We start from the raw sequence: 13425 nt of genomic DNA on the forward strand, positions 1-13425 counted from the left end.
CCCATCTGGGACCCTCTGCCCGTCCATGAGTCGGACGAGAACCAGACAACGCGAGGAGTCCGTATGCAGATCCGCCCGGCCGCCGCGTTAACCGGCGCGCTCATCGGGATGTCCGCGCTCTTCCTCCCCACGGCCATGGCCCAGGCCACCGGCCGGACGACGCACCACCACACCGTCACCGTGGCCCATCGCGGTGCCTCCGCGTACGCCCCCGAGAACACCCTGGCCGCCGTCGACGCCGCCGACGACCTGGGCATCGACTGGGTGGAGAACGACGTCCAGCGCACCAGGGACGGCGAGCTGATCGTCATGCACGACACCACGCTGAACCGGACCACCGATGTCGAGCAGGTCTTCCCGGACCGCGCGCCCTGGAAGATCTCCGACTTCACCCTCGACGAGATCGAGAAGCTGGACGCCGGAAGCTGGTTCGGCCCCGACTTCCAGGGCGAGGCGGTGCCCACCCTGGAGGAGTACATGGACCGGGTTTCGGACAACCACCAAAAGCTCCTGCTGGAGCTCAAGGCTCCCGAGCTCTATCCGGGGATCGAGCGCCAGACGCTGCGGGAGCTGCGAAGAGAGGGCTGGCTCGACCACCGGCACAAGCGCCGGCTGATCGTCCAGAGCTTCAGCGCCGACGCCGTGCGGACGGTCCACCAGCTGCGCCCCGACGTCAAGACCGGCTTCCTGGGCACCCCGGCCGTCGCCGATCTGCCGGAGTACGCCGAGTTCTCCGATCAGATCAACCCCAGCTACACCACCATCGACGCCGGCTATGTGTCCGCGGTGCGGTCGGTGGACGGGGCGCACGGCAAGCCGCTGGAGGTCTACACCTGGACCGTCAACGACGGCCCGACGGCGGTCTCGGTCGCGGGCATGGGTGTGAACGGCATCATCACCAACAAGCCCGATGTGATCCGGGACGCCCTCGACGACGCCTCGTGATCCGCGGCCGGCCCTGACGAGGCGCCCCGTCGGCCGACCGGCGGGGCGCTGTCGGCGGCGCTGTCAGTGGCAGGTTCTACGCTGAAGGCGTGACGATCGCAGAGCGGCAGACACAGCCGGACCAGCCGGATCCGCAGGACCAGCCGGACCCGCGAGAGCGGCGGGAGCGCCCGGAGGGGCCGGACGCGCGCGCCTGGGCCTGGGCGGTCCTGGCCACGCCCATCGGCCCGCTGCTGCTCGCGGCCACCGACGAGGGGCTGGCCCAGGTGGTCTTCCACGCGGAGGAGAAGACCGCGGCCGAGGCCGTCGCCAGGCTGACGCGCCGCCTCGGCACCGAGCCCACCGCCGTGCCGCCCGAGGCCCCCGGCACCGCGGCCGCCCCGTCCACACCTCGCCCCGCCGGACATCTCGCCGAGGCGATACGGCAGCTGGAGAGCTATTTCGCCGGGGAGGCCAAGGCGTTCACGCTCTCCCTGGACTGGTCCCTGATCACCGGCTTCAACCGCCGGGTGCTGCGCGAGCTGGCCGCGCATGTGCCCTATGGCACGGTCGTCGGCTATCAGAACCTCGCCGACCGGGTGGGTGAGCCTGGCGCGGCCCGCGCCGTCGGCATGGCCATGGGGAGCAATCCGCTGCCGGTCGTGGTGCCGTGCCACCGAGTGGTGGAGAGCGGTGGGGGCATCGGCGGTTTCGGCGGCGGGCTGGAGACCAAGCGCACCCTGCTGGCACTGGAAGGCGTTCTTCCGCAACCGCTCTTCTGAATCGTTCTTCCCGGCCGGACGTAAATATCTTGTTCCGGAATTCCGCGGCCGTCTTGTGGTGCCTGCCTATCACCCTTATCTTAAGAGCGCCCATCGCCCTGGCTTTCCGTCACCAGCCGGGCATGGTGCTCGCATTGCGTTCGGCCGTACGAACCGTACCGCGCGATAACGCTCTTCCGCTCTTCAGCTCTTCCCGCACCACCGATCGTGCGTGCCACCCGCTCTTCCGGTACCTCCCGCACGTCCCGCACCCCCGCTCTTCCTTGCTCTTCCTCGCCCTTCCTCGCTCTTCCCGCTCATCGGAAATTCATCGCTCAACTACGTCCCCACAAGTGATCGAATTGGAGAGCCATGTCCGGTGTTCTGCTCGCGGGCGGCGCGGCCGCGGCGCTATTCGCCTCGGCCCTTTCCACCCAGGGTGTTTCCCCGGCCTCTGACGGGCCGCCGGAAAAGATCCAGATAAGCGTCAAGACGGTGAACGGCTCGGGCTGCCCCAAGGGCACCACCGCCGTGGCCGTCGCCGCCGACAACTCGGCGTTCACCGTGACCTACAGCGACTATCTCGCTCAGGTGGGCCCCGGTGCGGATCCGACCGACATCCGCAAGAACTGCCAGCTCAGCCTGGGCGTGCATGTGCCACAGGGGTTCACCTACGCCATCGCCCAGGTCGACTACCGGGGCTATGGCTACCTCGAAAAGGGCGCCAAGGGCACCGAGAAGGCGAGCTACTACTTCCAGGGCTCGTCGGACACCGCGTCGCGGACCCATGACTTCAGCGGTCCGTACAACGACAACTGGCAGACCACCGACAGCACCGACTACAGCGCCCTGGTGTGGGCCCCCTGCGGCCAGGACCGCAACTTCAACGTCAACACCGAGCTGCGGGTCAACGCCGGCACCTCTCCTGCGGGCACTACCAGCTTCATGGCCATGGACTCGACGGACGGCGGGGTCAACACGGTTTACCACCTCGCCTGGAAGGAATGTCCTTCCGCAGTCCGGTAGCCCGGTAAATCCACCACCGAATGGAGAATCATGCCCGGTGTTCTGTACGCAGGCGGCGTGGTCGCGGCGTTATTCGCCTCGACGCTCACTTCCCAGGCATATGCGCAACCCCCGTTCGACACCGTGCCGCCCGACAAGATCGTGATCACGGTCGCGACCGTCAATGGGTCGGGCTGCCCGGCGGGCACCGCGGCGATCGCCGTCTCCCCGGACAACACGGCCTTCACCGTGACCTACAGCGACTATCTCGCGCAGGTGGGCAAGGGATCCAAGCCGACGGACGCCAGAAAGAACTGTCAGCTGAGTCTGGTCACGCATGTGCCACAGGGCTTCTCCTACGCCATCGCCAGTGTCGACTACCGTGGTTTCGCCCATCTGGAAAAGGGCGCGTCGGCCACCCAGAAAGCCTCGTACTACTTCCAGGGCCAGTCGCAGACCTCGTCGAACACGCATAACTACACCGGCGCCTACGACGACAACTGGCAGGCCACCGACGTATCCGATATCGCCACCGTGGTGTGGTCGCCCTGCGGTGAACTCCGCAACTTCAACATCAACACCGAGTTGCGGGTCAACGCCGGAACGTCCAACACCCAGGAAACGACCAGCTTCATCGCCATGGACTCGACGGACGGCGATGTGAGCACCACCTATCACTTCGCCTGGAAGGAATGCCCGCCGACCAAGAAGTGACCCCAGCGCGCCACCCCGTACCCGACCCCCTGCGCACCGCCTCGAAACGTACCCGGCTACGGCTCCGGGCGGTGCCAGGCCGGATGCCGGGGATCGTCCATCCGCACCACCACATCCGCCGCCTCACCGGGCCCCACCTCGTCCTCGTAGCGCGCGAAGGCGGGCAGGGTCCAGCGGTCGCCCTCGTCGGTGCGGCGGGCGAGGGCGGCCGGGGACAGCCGCAGATGTACCGAGAGGTCGAACGGGAACCAGTGCCCCAGCAGCAGCGCGCCGTGCAGCAACAGCACGCCGCCCGGCGGAAGTTCGGCGTACGGGCTGCGCGTGGCCCGATCGGTCTCCGGGTCCCACAGGTCGGGCAGCACCCGCCCGGTGCCGCCCGGCCCCGGTTCCAGCGGATCGAAGACCTCGCGCCACAGGGCGCCGGTGTCCAGCCAGCGGTCGTAGTACGCGTCGGGGTCCCGCTTCCCGTACTCGTAGCGCAGCGAGGCGGGCCGCCAGAAGCCGGCCGCCGCGACCACCAGCGCCGGTCGGCCGAGGAGGCGCAGCGCCTCCGCCAGATCCCGCGCCAGCTCGCCGGTGGGCGCCGCCGGGGCCCCGTCGACGGCCACTCTCAGCCAGGGGCTGCCGTCCGCCGCCGTCAGTCCGGCGATGCGGTCGGCGGTCGCGTCGGTCAGCCGTTCCCAGGTGATCGCTTCGAGCCGCACGCTCCCATCATGCCGTGGACCTGGAGGGCTCTGGGGTCCGGGGGCTCTGGGCTCCAGGGCCCGGGGACTCCCGGAGAGGTACCCTCCGGCCATGGCATCTCAGATAGCGCTGCTCCGCGGCATCAATGTGGGCGGGAACAGGAAGTTCCCCATGGCCCGGCAGCGTGAGCTGATGGCCGAGCTGGGCTTCGAGGACGTCACCGTCCACCTCCAGACCGGCAATATCGTCTTCGCCGACCCCGGCACCCCGCCCGAGCGGACGGCCCGCACGCTCGAGGACCACTTCGCCGCCGCTCTCGGTTTTCCCGTGGACGTCGTGGTCCGTACGCGCGACGAGCTGGCCGCGGCGGTCGAGGCCAACCCCTATCCGGAGGCCGTCGCCGAGCCCAAGAGCCTCCATGTGGTGTTCCTGGCGGCCGTGCCCGCGGACACGGCCGCGTTGGACGCGCTGGATCCGGCCGCCTACGCCCCGGACGCCTTCCGCCGCATCGGCCGCGAGATCTTCCTGCACTGCCCGGACGGGGTCGGCCGCTCCAAGCTGGCGGCGAAGGTCACCAACGCCCGGCTCGGCGTGCCGGCCACCGCCCGCAACTGGAACACGGTCACCAAGCTGCTGGCGCTGGCCGACGGCTGAGACGTTTCCCCGGCAGCGGCCGGAGACACGTTTCCTCAGCGTCGGCCGGCGCCCCGCCGGGCCGCGCTCAGCTCCAGCCGTACCGCTGCCGCAGCCGCATCACGACCAGGTCGAAGCGCGGCCGGTCGAGTGCGCACGCCTCGCGTCGCATCCCGTCCGGGTGCACCCGCAGCACCCGGTCCACATCGACCCATGACTCCCGCCCGGCCCGGTCCCACGGCCCGGAGCCGATCGGCACCCACTCGCGGTCGGCGTCGTGCCGCTTGCTCGACAGCTGCACGGCGAGCAGCGTCCCGGCCCGCTCCCGCGCGACCACCAGCACCGGCCGGTCCTTGCCGCGGCCGTCGTTCTCCTCGTACGGCACCCATGTCCAGACGATCTCGCCGGGGTCCGGGTCCCCGTCCGGATCGGGTGCGTACTCCGTCCGTACCCGCCCGACCTGGCGCGGATGAGCCTCGACGGTGGCGGCCGGGCCGGTGCTTCCGGGAAGCGCCGCGCCGTCCTCCGTCCCCTGCGTTCCGTTCAATGGGCTGATCACGCCCGATACGTTAACCCGTCCGCGAAACCCGCTGACATGGCGGCCCCCTCGGCGTGGAAGGGGCATGTATGTGCCCGATGTTCTCGACCCACTGGCGGAGCTCGTCAAACGACGCCATGACCCGGTCGTCGTTCAGACCGTGCGCTCCACGGCGGCCGCGACCATCGCCTACGTCGTCGCCCTCGAACTCAGCAAGGAACCCGCCCCGCTCACCGCCCCGCTCACCGCCCTCCTCGTCGTCCAGGTCACTCTCTACGCGACCCTCACCAGAAGCCTCCGCAGGGTCGAGGCCGTGGTCGTGGGCGTCCTGATCGCCGTCGCCTTCAGCGTGCTGGTGGGGCTGACCTGGTGGAGTCTGTGCCTGATCATCCTCGCCGCCCAGACCGCCGGCTATCTCACCCGCGTGGGCGACTGGGTCCAGGAGGTGGCGATCAGCGCCATGCTGGTCCTGGGCGTGGCGCAGGTGACCACCTACGCCTGGGACCGAGTGCTGGAGACCCTCATCGGGGCCGGTGTCGGGATGGGCTTCAACTTCCTCCTCGCGCCTCCGGTGTGGGTCGAGACAGCCGGCAAGTCCATCGAGGACCTGGCCCGCCGGATGCGTCAGCTGCTGCTGCACATCGGCGAGGAGCTGGGCAGTCAGATCGCCGTCGACCGCGCCGCCGCCCGGCTCTACGAGGCCCGCCGCCTGGACCACGACATCTCCCAGGTCGACGCCGCCCTCCGGCAGGCGGAGGACAGTGTGCGGCTCAACCCCCGCGTCAAGGAGGGGCTCCTCTACCGCGTGGTGCTCCGCACCGGCCTGGACACGCTGGAGATCTGCACCGTCATCCTGCGCGTCATGTCCCGTACCCTGACCGACCTCGCCAGGGCACGGACGGACGAACCCCTCTTCCCCCCGGACGTGGCCGATGCCCTGAAGGACCTCTTCGTCCATCTCGCCGCCGCCGTCGAGAGCTTCGCCGTCCTGGTCACCACCCAGGTCAGCGCCAACGCCGAGGAGGCCGAATCCCGGCTCTCGAGCGAACTCGTCAAGGCCCACGCCAGCCGCGACCGCGGCGCCGACCTCCTGCTGCGCCGCGTCCAGGAGCACCCCCGCCAGTGGCAGCTGCACGGTGCCCTGCTCGCGGAGATCGACCGCGTCCTCGACGAACTCGACATGGAGCAGCGCTCCAAGCGGCTCATGGAAGAGCTCGACCGCAGCACCCGCGAGAAGCGCGAGCGCTTCCTCTTCCTCCAGAAGCTGCGGCGCCGGCTCCGGCGCGGCCGTAAGGACGGCTCCGGGGCGGGGTAAGTCCCCGGGGCGGGCTGTGCCCCTGAGGCGGGCCGAATCCTGGGGCGGTCAGCTGAGCGGGTAGCGGTCGCGGGGGAAGACCACGTCGTCGTAGGGCTCGTACAGCTCCACCGAGCGGTGGAACTCGGAGGCGAAGTCGTCGGCGAGTTCGGCGATCGTGCCGCGGCCCTCGGTCAGGGACAGCCAGGACGGCGGGAGGCGGAGGTCGCCGTGGTGGGCGCCGAGGATGTTGCCGCAGATCGAGCCCGTCGAGTCGCTGTCGCCCGAGTGGTTGACGGAGAGCAGCAGGGCCGCCTGGACGGGGGTGCGCGGGGGCGCCGGGTCGTAGCTGATCTTGCCGCCGGGGCCGTACAGGATCTGCTGGGCGGGGGTGCGGGCCAGGGCGCTGTAGACCGCGATGGCCAGCGCCTCCTCGGCGACCCAGCCGCCGCCGAGCGACTCGGTCTTCTCAGGCGTCGGATCGCCCTCGGCCGCCAGGTCGACGGCCTTGCGGAGGACGGCGGTGGTCTCCTCGTGGCCGGGGTAGCGGGCGAGGAGTTCCAGGGTGCGCAGGGTCGCGCCTTCCAAGGACTCGCCGTCGAGCAGGCAGGCGATCATGGCGGCCAGGGCTCCGGCCGCGTAGTAGCCCGTCGGATGGCCATGGGTGATCTGGGCGCAGCGCGCGGCGAGTTCGAAGCAGTCGCGGGGGTCGAGCCCGGTGAGGCCGAACGGCGCCGAGCGCATCACGGTGCCGCAGCCCTTGGAGCCGGTGTTCACCGGGCCGGGGGTGCCGTCGAGAGGGGCGCGCGGGGCGGGGACGTGCTTCGCGGTGAGGCCGGAGAGGCAGGCGTTGCCGGGGGCGCGGCGGGCGTACAGCCAGGGCTGGGTGCGCAGCCAGCCGGAGCGGACCAGGTCCCCGGTGCCCTCGGCGGGCGGCGGCCCGGGGTGGTTCTGGGTGTCCAGCCAGCGCAGATAGGCATGGCGGACGACGGCGGTCTCGGACCCTTCGAGGCCCTTGGACGAGGCTCTGGCGTGGGCCCGTATCAGGCCCTCGGCCGTGAAGAGTGTCATCTGGGTGTCATCGGTGACCCGGCCCACGACTCCGCTGCCGTCGGGGACGAGGGCGGTGACGCCCGCGGCGCCGTAGGTCTCGCGGATCGACCGCAGGGACAGGAACTCGATGGGATTGCCGAGGGCGTCGCCGATCGCACCGCCGAGCAGGCAGCCGCGGATACGGGCCCGCTTGGCGGCCGTTTCGTCCCATGACTGGCGGATCACTGGCAGCTCCTCATCGTCCCTGTCCCATGCCGTCCCGTGTGGACGCGCACAACATGATCTCAGGTGTCGGTGGGCGTCCCTCGGCGGTAGATTCGAGGGAGCGGAAAGCGGGAGGAAATACCCGATAACGGGAGATGCGGTGCCATGCCGATGCGGCTGATCCGAACGGGCGATGAGCCGATCCACGCGCGCAGTCCGCTGCGGATGCGGCTGGGGCTGGCCACGTGGGGGCTGCTCTGGACGCTCGGCGGCGCGGTGGCCTTCGCGGTCGCGGGCCGGCCGGGGTGGGCGGCGGCGTGCGCGGCGCTCGCCGTCGTCACGCTGATCGATCTGGTCCTGGTGATCCGGCACATCCGGCAGGGGCCGCACTATCAGCCGGGCCGGGATGTGCCGCCGTACGCACCGGTCGCCGAGGGCAGGCGGAGCCGTGGACGACGGCGGGCCCCGTCAGGGCGGCGGTGGCCTCCGTAAGGGCGTCGCCGCTGAAGCGTGGACACCGTAAGGCGGACACGCCGCTCCGGCGGTGACGGGATATCGACGGCGGGGAGCACCACGTTCCGGGGGATACTGCCCAGTACGTGCTGGGTACCTGCCGCGACAGGGGGCCGTCATGGGGGTGCTGGCGATCGGCATCGCGCTCTGTGCGCTCGGGCTGATGCTCTCCGGGACCGGAGAGCCGTACGGGCGGCGGGAGACGCGGCGGGGACCGGAGGCCGACCCGTACGACATGGCCCGTCAGCGCGGAGTGGCGCTCGGGCTGGGCGGGGTTGTGCTGCTGGGCGCGGTGGTCCTCGGCGGCTTCGCCCTCTGGCGCTGACCGGGGGCGCGGGCGCCGACGAGCACCGCGGCTCAGCCCGCGCCCCGCCTAAGCGGCATCGTTGAAGTCCGGTGCGGTTCGGGTGCGCCCCGAAGGGGCGCGGGGAACTGCGCGACCAGCCACGACGGCGCCGCGGACGATCGACGACAGGTCAGGGCACTTCCCGCGGAGCGCTCAGCCGTCCCGGCCGCCCTTCTCGCCGAACCGGGCCGCCTCCACGAAGTCCGGGCGCGGATCGAGCGCCGCGGCCAGCCGGAAGTGGCGGGTGGCCTCGGCCGGGCGGTTGGCCCGCTCCAGGGTGCGGGCCAGGGCGAAGTGGGCGAAGGCGTTGTCCGGCTCGCGCTCCAGGACGAGCTGGAACTCCAGCTCCGCCGAGCGCAGCTGGGCCGCGCCGAAGAACGCGCGCGCCCGGAGCAGCCGGGCCGCCGTGTTCTCGGGGTGGGCGCTGATGACCGAGTCGAGCAGCTTCACGGCGCCCCGTGGATCTCGGGCGGCGAGCAGGTGCTCCGCGGCGCGAAAGTCGATGACGTGGGTCTCGGGCGTGGGCTCGGGCACAGCCGTTTCCTTCCCCGGGTACGTACTCGGTGGTGAGGCGGTGGATTGGGTGAGGGGATGGGATGAACCGTCACGGGTGATCGTTCGGTACGGGGTGCACAACAATCACCCCGCACGCCGCATTCCCCGCCACGGGCCGCCGCACGCTCCGCACCGCGCCCCGGCTCGGCCCGCCGTACCCCGGCTCGGCCCGCCGCGCCCCGGCTCAGCCCCGTAACGCTGCGCGCGCACCGCGCCCCCGGTCAGCCCTCCGTGCCGGCCGCCCGCTGCACCAGATCCGCCCAGACCTTCCTGACCTGCGGCTCAAGCGCCTCGATCGGGCCATTATTGTCGATCACGACATCGGCGATGGCCAGCCGCTCCGCGCGGGTGGCCTGTGCCGCCATCCGGGCCCGCGCCTCGTCCTCGGCCATGCCGCGCAGTCGCACCAGCCGGTCCAGCTGGGTCTCGGGCGTGACATCCACGACCATGACCAGGTCGTAGAGCGGCGCCAGCTTGTTCTCGGCCAGGAGGGGGACGTCATGGACGACCACGGCGTCGGGCGCGGCCGCCGCCTGGAGTTCGGCGGAGCGGTCCCGGACCAGCGGGTGAATGATCGCGTTCAGCGCGCTCAGCCGCTCCGGGTCGGTGAAGACGATCCCGCCGAGCCTGGGCCGGTCCAGACTGCCCTCGGCGGTCAGCACCTCGGGGCCGAACTCGGCCACCACGGCGGCCAGTCCCGGCGTGCCCGGTTCGACCACCTCGCGAGCGATCCGATCCGAGTCGATCAGCACCGCTCCCCATGAGGTCAGGAGCCGTGAGACCTCGCTCTTGCCCGCGCCGATTCCGCCCGTGAGCCCCAGGTTCAGCATGGGGCCCACGCTATACGGCGCGCCGGTGGGGTCATCGGTCAAGCTCCGCCGTCGCCCTCGCGCTCGGCGAGGAACCGTTCGAACTCCGCGCCCAGTTCATCCGCCGAGGGCAGCTCGGCGGGCTCCGCGACCAGATTGCCGCGGCTCTCGGCCCCGGCCACCGCGTCGTACTGGTGCTCGAGGCCCCGTACCAGCGCGACCAGTTCCTCGTCGCCCTCGGAGATCTGCCGCTCGATCTCCTCCTGCGTCCTGAGGGCCTCGTTGCGCAGGGCGTGCGTCGGCCCCGGCAGCACCAGACCGGTGGCCGCGGTGATGGCCTCCAGCGCGGTGAGCGCCGCGTCCGGGTAGGCCGACCGGGCCAGATAGTGCGGCACATGCGCGGCGACGCCGAGCACATCGCGGCCCGCCTCGGCGAGCCGGTACTCGATCAGGGATTCGGCGCTGCCGGGCACTTGGGCCTCGTCGAAGTAGCCCCGGTGACCGGGCATCAGATCGGTGCGATTGCCATGCGGGGTGATGCCGACCGGCCGGGTGTGCGGCACGCCCATCGGGATGCCGTGGAAGTTCACCGCGAGCCGCACGCCCAGCCGCTCGACCAGCTGGCCCACCGCCGCCGCGAACCGCTCCCACTCCACATCCGGCTCCGGCCCGGTGAGCAGCAGGAACGGGGCCGCGGTCGCGTCGCGCACCAGATGCAGCTCGATCTTCGGGGTCTCGTACGCCGTCCACCGGTCGCGCTGGAAGGTCAGCAGCGGCCGACGGGCCCGGTAGTCGACCAGCCGGTCATGGTCGAAACGCGCGACCACCTTGCGCGGCAGACCGTCGAGCAGCCGCTCCACGATCTGGTCCCCGGTCTCGCCGGCGTCGATATAGCCGTCGAAGTGGTACAGCAGCACCAGCCCGGCCGAGTCCCGCGAGGCTATCGCGTCCACCTCCGCCAGCCCGCTCGGTTCCCATGCGTACAACTCCTGCGGATCATGCACTGTGACCGCTCCTCCTCGTGTTCGCATCGAAGAACACCGAACGGGGGCGGGGGCATTCCCCGGGCGGGATCCCCGATGGCCGACGGGCCGGATCCTCGTGGCTGACGGGCGGGGTCCTCGATGGCCGAGCGGCCCCGAACCCGGTCTCCGAGCGGCCCACTTGGGCGACGTTCCGCAACGGCCACCGGAGGTGGCGGAAGCGGCCCGATCTCGACGTCCGCGCACGTCGCGGTGTTGACGCGCATATGCGGCACGCCTATCTTCGCCAGCCGTCAGCGGTTCATCATGTCATCGGGCGTTCACTGACCAGAACCCAGCGTGTTCACCTCTGGCCACGGCACAGGAAGGCAGCCTCCTATGCACTCTCCCGGCCGCACTCCCACCCGATTACGCACCCTTCTCACCGCCATCGCCACCGGACTGATCGCCACCGGCGGTCTGATGGCGGCCGGCATGACCGGGCGGGACGCTCCCGCCGCCACCGCCGTCCCGATCTCCGTCGATGACACGGACGGCCTCAGAGAGGCCCTCGCCGGGGCCCGGCCCGGCGATACGATCCGGCTCGCCGACGGCAGGTATCACGGCGGCTTCGAGATCACCGCCTCCGGCACCTCCGGCTCACGGATCACCCTCACCGGCTCCTCGAAGGCGGTCCTCACCGCGAGCGGCGGCTATGGGCTGCGGCTGAACGGCGCCTCGTACTGGACCGTCAGGGGGATCACGGTCCGGGGCGGCGAGGAGGGCATCAGGATCGACGGCGCCCAGGGCGTGACCGTGGACTCCGTTTCGGTCAGTGTGCGGCGCCATGGGCATGCGTAAGGCCCGCTCCCCAGGGGGAGCGGGCCTTACCTGCTCAGCTGGTGCCGACTAGCGGCGGCTGGTCAGCTCTGGCCGCCGGCCAGCTTCTCGCGAAGCGCGGCCAGCGCCTCGTCCGAGGCCAGGGCACCGGAGTTGTCGGCCGACTCCGAGGAGTACGAACCGCCGCCACCGGCCGCCTGCCCGCCCGGCGCCGGGGCGGCGCTGCCCGCTTCGGCAGCGGCCTGCTCGTCGGCCTCGCGGGACTTGATGACCTGCGCCTGGTGCTGCTCGAAGCGCTGCTGCGCCTCGGCGTACTGGCGCTCCCACTCCTCGCGCTGCTTCTCGTAGCCCTCGAGCCAGTCGTTGGCCTCGGGGTCGAAGCCCTCGGGGTAGATGTAGTTGCCCTGGTCGTCGTAGGACGCGGCCATGCCGTACAGGGTCGGGTCGAACTCGACCGCGGACGGGTCGGCACCGAAGGACTCGTTGGCCTGCTTCAGCGAGAGGCTGATGCGGCGGCGCTCGAGGTCAATGTCGATGACCTTGACGAAGATCTCGTCGTTGACCTGGACGACCTGCTCCGGGATCTCCACGTGGCGCTCGGCCAGCTCGGAGATGTGGACCAGACCCTCGATGCCCTCGTCCACGCGGACGAACGCACCGAACGGCACGAGCTTGGTGACCTTACCCGGGACGACCTGACCGATCTGGTGGGTCCGGGCGAACTGCTGCCACGGGTCCTCCTGCGTCGCCTTGAGCGACAGGGAGACGCGCTCGCGGTCCATGTCGACGTCCAGGACCTCGACCGTGACCTCCTGGCCGACCTCGACGACCTCGGAGGGGTGGTCGATGTGCTTCCAGGACAGCTCCGAGACGTGGACGAGACCGTCGACGCCGCCCAGGTCCACGAACGCACCGAAGTTGACGATGGAGGAGACGACGCCGGAGCGCACCTGGCCCTTCTGGAGGGTGGTGAGGAAGGTCTGGCGGACCTCGCTCTGGGTCTGCTCCAGCCAGGCGCGGCGGGACAGGACCACGTTGTTGCGGTTCTTGTCGAGCTCGATGATCTTCGCCTCGAGCTCCTTGCCCACGTAGGGTTGCAGGTCGCGGACGCGGCGCATCTCCACCAGGGAGGCGGGAAGGAAGCCACGGAGGCCGATGTCGAGGATGAGACCACCCTTGACGACCTCGATGACGGTACCGGTGACGATCCCGTCCTCTTCCTTGATCTTCTCGATGGTGCCCCAGGCGCGCTCGTACTGGGCGCGCTTCTTCGAGAGGATCAGCCGGCCTTCTTTGTCCTCCTTCTGGAGGACGAGGGCCTCGATCTCGTCGCCGACGGCGACGACCTCATTGGGGTCGACGTCGTGCTTGATCGACAGTTCGCGAGAAGGGATGACGCCTTCGGTCTTGTAACCAATGTCGAGCAGGACCTCGTCCCGGTCGACCTTCACGATGACGCCGTCGACGATGTCGCCGTCGTTGAAGTACTTGATCGTCTCGTCGATCGCGGCGAGGAAGGCTTCCTCGGAACCGATGTCGTTTACCGCCACCTGCGGGGTGGTGCGGGTTGCCTCGGTGCTGCTCGTCATG

The 13425-nt window shown here is 70.5% G+C and carries 16 protein-coding genes; 9 read left to right on the forward strand and 7 right to left on the reverse strand.

Annotated elements, in window-relative coordinates:
- Nucleotides 1-63 precede the first annotated feature (63 nt).
- The 4 genes from ACT2CW_RS15835 to ACT2CW_RS15850 all read left to right on the forward strand — a co-directional run bounded on the left by ACT2CW_RS15835 (nucleotide 64) and on the right by ACT2CW_RS15850 (nucleotide 3404).
- A complete protein-coding gene (locus ACT2CW_RS15835) occupies nucleotides 64-945 on the forward strand; it encodes a glycerophosphodiester phosphodiesterase (protein WP_182469001.1) in 882 nt (293 codons plus the stop codon).
- A gap of 89 nt (nucleotides 946-1034) precedes the next feature.
- Complete coding sequence (locus tag ACT2CW_RS15840) at nucleotides 1035-1706, forward strand: methylated-DNA--[protein]-cysteine S-methyltransferase (protein WP_414085268.1); 672 nt, start codon at nucleotides 1035-1037, stop codon at nucleotides 1704-1706.
- A 351-nt stretch (nucleotides 1707-2057) separates the two neighbouring features.
- Nucleotides 2058-2711 (forward strand): DUF4360 domain-containing protein, encoded by a 654-nt coding sequence (locus tag ACT2CW_RS15845; protein ID WP_138911179.1) that lies wholly within the window; start codon nucleotides 2058-2060, stop codon nucleotides 2709-2711.
- 30 nt (nucleotides 2712-2741) lie between these two features.
- Nucleotides 2742-3404: a DUF4360 domain-containing protein gene (locus ACT2CW_RS15850; RefSeq protein ID WP_182469000.1), complete on the forward strand. Its 663-nt coding sequence runs from the start codon at nucleotides 2742-2744 to the stop codon at nucleotides 3402-3404.
- 56 nt (nucleotides 3405-3460) lie between these two features.
- On the opposite strand, the gene ACT2CW_RS15855 is transcribed toward ACT2CW_RS15850, so the two are convergent.
- Nucleotides 3461-4108 carry a uridine kinase gene (locus tag ACT2CW_RS15855; protein ID WP_445517039.1) on the reverse strand — a complete coding sequence of 216 codons (648 nt, stop codon included), beginning with the start codon at nucleotides 4106-4108 and terminating at the stop codon, nucleotides 3461-3463.
- A 91-nt stretch (nucleotides 4109-4199) separates the two neighbouring features.
- Between ACT2CW_RS15855 and ACT2CW_RS15860 the strand changes: the two genes are divergently transcribed.
- A complete protein-coding gene (locus ACT2CW_RS15860; RefSeq protein ID WP_445517040.1) occupies nucleotides 4200-4742 on the forward strand; it encodes a DUF1697 domain-containing protein in 543 nt (180 codons plus the stop codon).
- Between the two features lie 67 nt (nucleotides 4743-4809).
- On the opposite strand, the gene ACT2CW_RS15865 is transcribed toward ACT2CW_RS15860, so the two are convergent.
- Nucleotides 4810-5346, reverse strand: coding sequence for a type II toxin-antitoxin system PemK/MazF family toxin (locus tag ACT2CW_RS15865; protein ID WP_233361431.1), 537 nt, complete (start codon nucleotides 5344-5346; stop codon nucleotides 4810-4812).
- On the opposite strand from ACT2CW_RS15865, the gene ACT2CW_RS15870 reads away from it, so the two are divergent.
- On the forward strand, nucleotides 5345-6574 hold the full coding sequence (locus ACT2CW_RS15870) for an FUSC family protein (protein ID WP_445517041.1): 1230 nt from the start codon (nucleotides 5345-5347) through the stop codon (nucleotides 6572-6574). The two genes, ACT2CW_RS15865 and ACT2CW_RS15870, sit on opposite strands and share 2 nt — an antisense overlap.
- A 48-nt stretch (nucleotides 6575-6622) precedes the next feature.
- Here ACT2CW_RS15870 and ACT2CW_RS15875 read toward each other — a convergent pair whose 3' ends face one another.
- Entirely contained in the window at nucleotides 6623-7831 is a 1209-nt protein-coding gene (locus tag ACT2CW_RS15875) for an ADP-ribosylglycohydrolase family protein (protein WP_182468996.1), read from the reverse strand.
- A gap of 144 nt (nucleotides 7832-7975) precedes the next feature.
- Between ACT2CW_RS15875 and ACT2CW_RS15880 the strand changes: the two genes are divergently transcribed.
- Nucleotides 7976-8302: a DUF6343 family protein gene (locus ACT2CW_RS15880; RefSeq protein WP_445517042.1), complete on the forward strand. Its 327-nt coding sequence runs from the start codon at nucleotides 7976-7978 to the stop codon at nucleotides 8300-8302.
- A 139-nt stretch (nucleotides 8303-8441) separates the two neighbouring features.
- Nucleotides 8442-8648 (forward strand): hypothetical protein, encoded by a 207-nt coding sequence (locus tag ACT2CW_RS15885; protein ID WP_445517043.1) that lies wholly within the window; start codon nucleotides 8442-8444, stop codon nucleotides 8646-8648.
- Nucleotides 8649-8822: 174 nt separating this feature from the next.
- On the opposite strand, the gene ACT2CW_RS15890 is transcribed toward ACT2CW_RS15885, so the two are convergent.
- The 3 genes from ACT2CW_RS15890 to ACT2CW_RS15900 form a co-directional block, all read right to left on the reverse strand.
- Nucleotides 8823-9203 (reverse strand): tetratricopeptide repeat protein, encoded by a 381-nt coding sequence (locus ACT2CW_RS15890; protein ID WP_044577125.1) that lies wholly within the window; start codon nucleotides 9201-9203, stop codon nucleotides 8823-8825.
- 242 nt (nucleotides 9204-9445) lie between these two features.
- Complete coding sequence (gene coaE / locus ACT2CW_RS15895) at nucleotides 9446-10054, reverse strand: dephospho-CoA kinase (protein ID WP_182468993.1); 609 nt, start codon at nucleotides 10052-10054, stop codon at nucleotides 9446-9448.
- Nucleotides 10055-10092: 38 nt separating this feature from the next.
- On the reverse strand, nucleotides 10093-11037 hold the full coding sequence (locus tag ACT2CW_RS15900; protein ID WP_037949715.1) for a PAC2 family protein: 945 nt from the start codon (nucleotides 11035-11037) through the stop codon (nucleotides 10093-10095).
- A gap of 357 nt (nucleotides 11038-11394) precedes the next feature.
- On the opposite strand from ACT2CW_RS15900, the gene ACT2CW_RS15905 reads away from it, so the two are divergent.
- The gene (locus tag ACT2CW_RS15905; RefSeq protein WP_445517044.1) at nucleotides 11395-11856 is read left to right on the forward strand and encodes a hypothetical protein; all 462 of its coding nucleotides are present in this window, start codon (nucleotides 11395-11397) and stop codon (nucleotides 11854-11856) included.
- A 62-nt stretch (nucleotides 11857-11918) separates the two neighbouring features.
- On the opposite strand, the gene rpsA is transcribed toward ACT2CW_RS15905, so the two are convergent.
- Nucleotides 11919-13424: a 30S ribosomal protein S1 gene (gene rpsA / locus ACT2CW_RS15910; RefSeq protein WP_037949719.1), complete on the reverse strand. Its 1506-nt coding sequence runs from the start codon at nucleotides 13422-13424 to the stop codon at nucleotides 11919-11921.
- Nucleotide 13425: the final 1 nt, after the last annotated feature.

It is taken from the genome of Streptomyces sp. NEAU-174 (genome assembly GCF_052665095.1).

Coding starts and splice junctions, on each gene's coding strand:
- ACT2CW_RS15880 (WP_445517042.1), top strand. CDS start 7,976: ATGCCGATGCGGCTGATCCGAACGGGCGATGAGCCGATCCACGCGCGC.
- ACT2CW_RS15885 (WP_445517043.1), top strand. CDS start 8,442: ATGGGGGTGCTGGCGATCGGCATCGCGCTCTGTGCGCTCGGGCTGATG.
- ACT2CW_RS15845 (WP_138911179.1), top strand. CDS start 2,058: ATGTCCGGTGTTCTGCTCGCGGGCGGCGCGGCCGCGGCGCTATTCGCC.
- ACT2CW_RS15870 (WP_445517041.1), top strand. CDS start 5,345: ATGTATGTGCCCGATGTTCTCGACCCACTGGCGGAGCTCGTCAAACGA.
- ACT2CW_RS15865 (WP_233361431.1), bottom strand. CDS start 5,346: ATGCCCCTTCCACGCCGAGGGGGCCGCCATGTCAGCGGGTTTCGCGGA.
- ACT2CW_RS15850 (WP_182469000.1), top strand. CDS start 2,742: ATGCCCGGTGTTCTGTACGCAGGCGGCGTGGTCGCGGCGTTATTCGCC.
- rpsA (WP_037949719.1), bottom strand. CDS start 13,424: ATGACGAGCAGCACCGAGGCAACCCGCACCACCCCGCAGGTGGCGGTA.
- coaE (WP_182468993.1), bottom strand. CDS start 10,054: ATGCTGAACCTGGGGCTCACGGGCGGAATCGGCGCGGGCAAGAGCGAG.
- ACT2CW_RS15835 (WP_182469001.1), top strand. CDS start 64: ATGCAGATCCGCCCGGCCGCCGCGTTAACCGGCGCGCTCATCGGGATG.
- ACT2CW_RS15860 (WP_445517040.1), top strand. CDS start 4,200: ATGGCATCTCAGATAGCGCTGCTCCGCGGCATCAATGTGGGCGGGAAC.
- ACT2CW_RS15905 (WP_445517044.1), top strand. CDS start 11,395: ATGCACTCTCCCGGCCGCACTCCCACCCGATTACGCACCCTTCTCACC.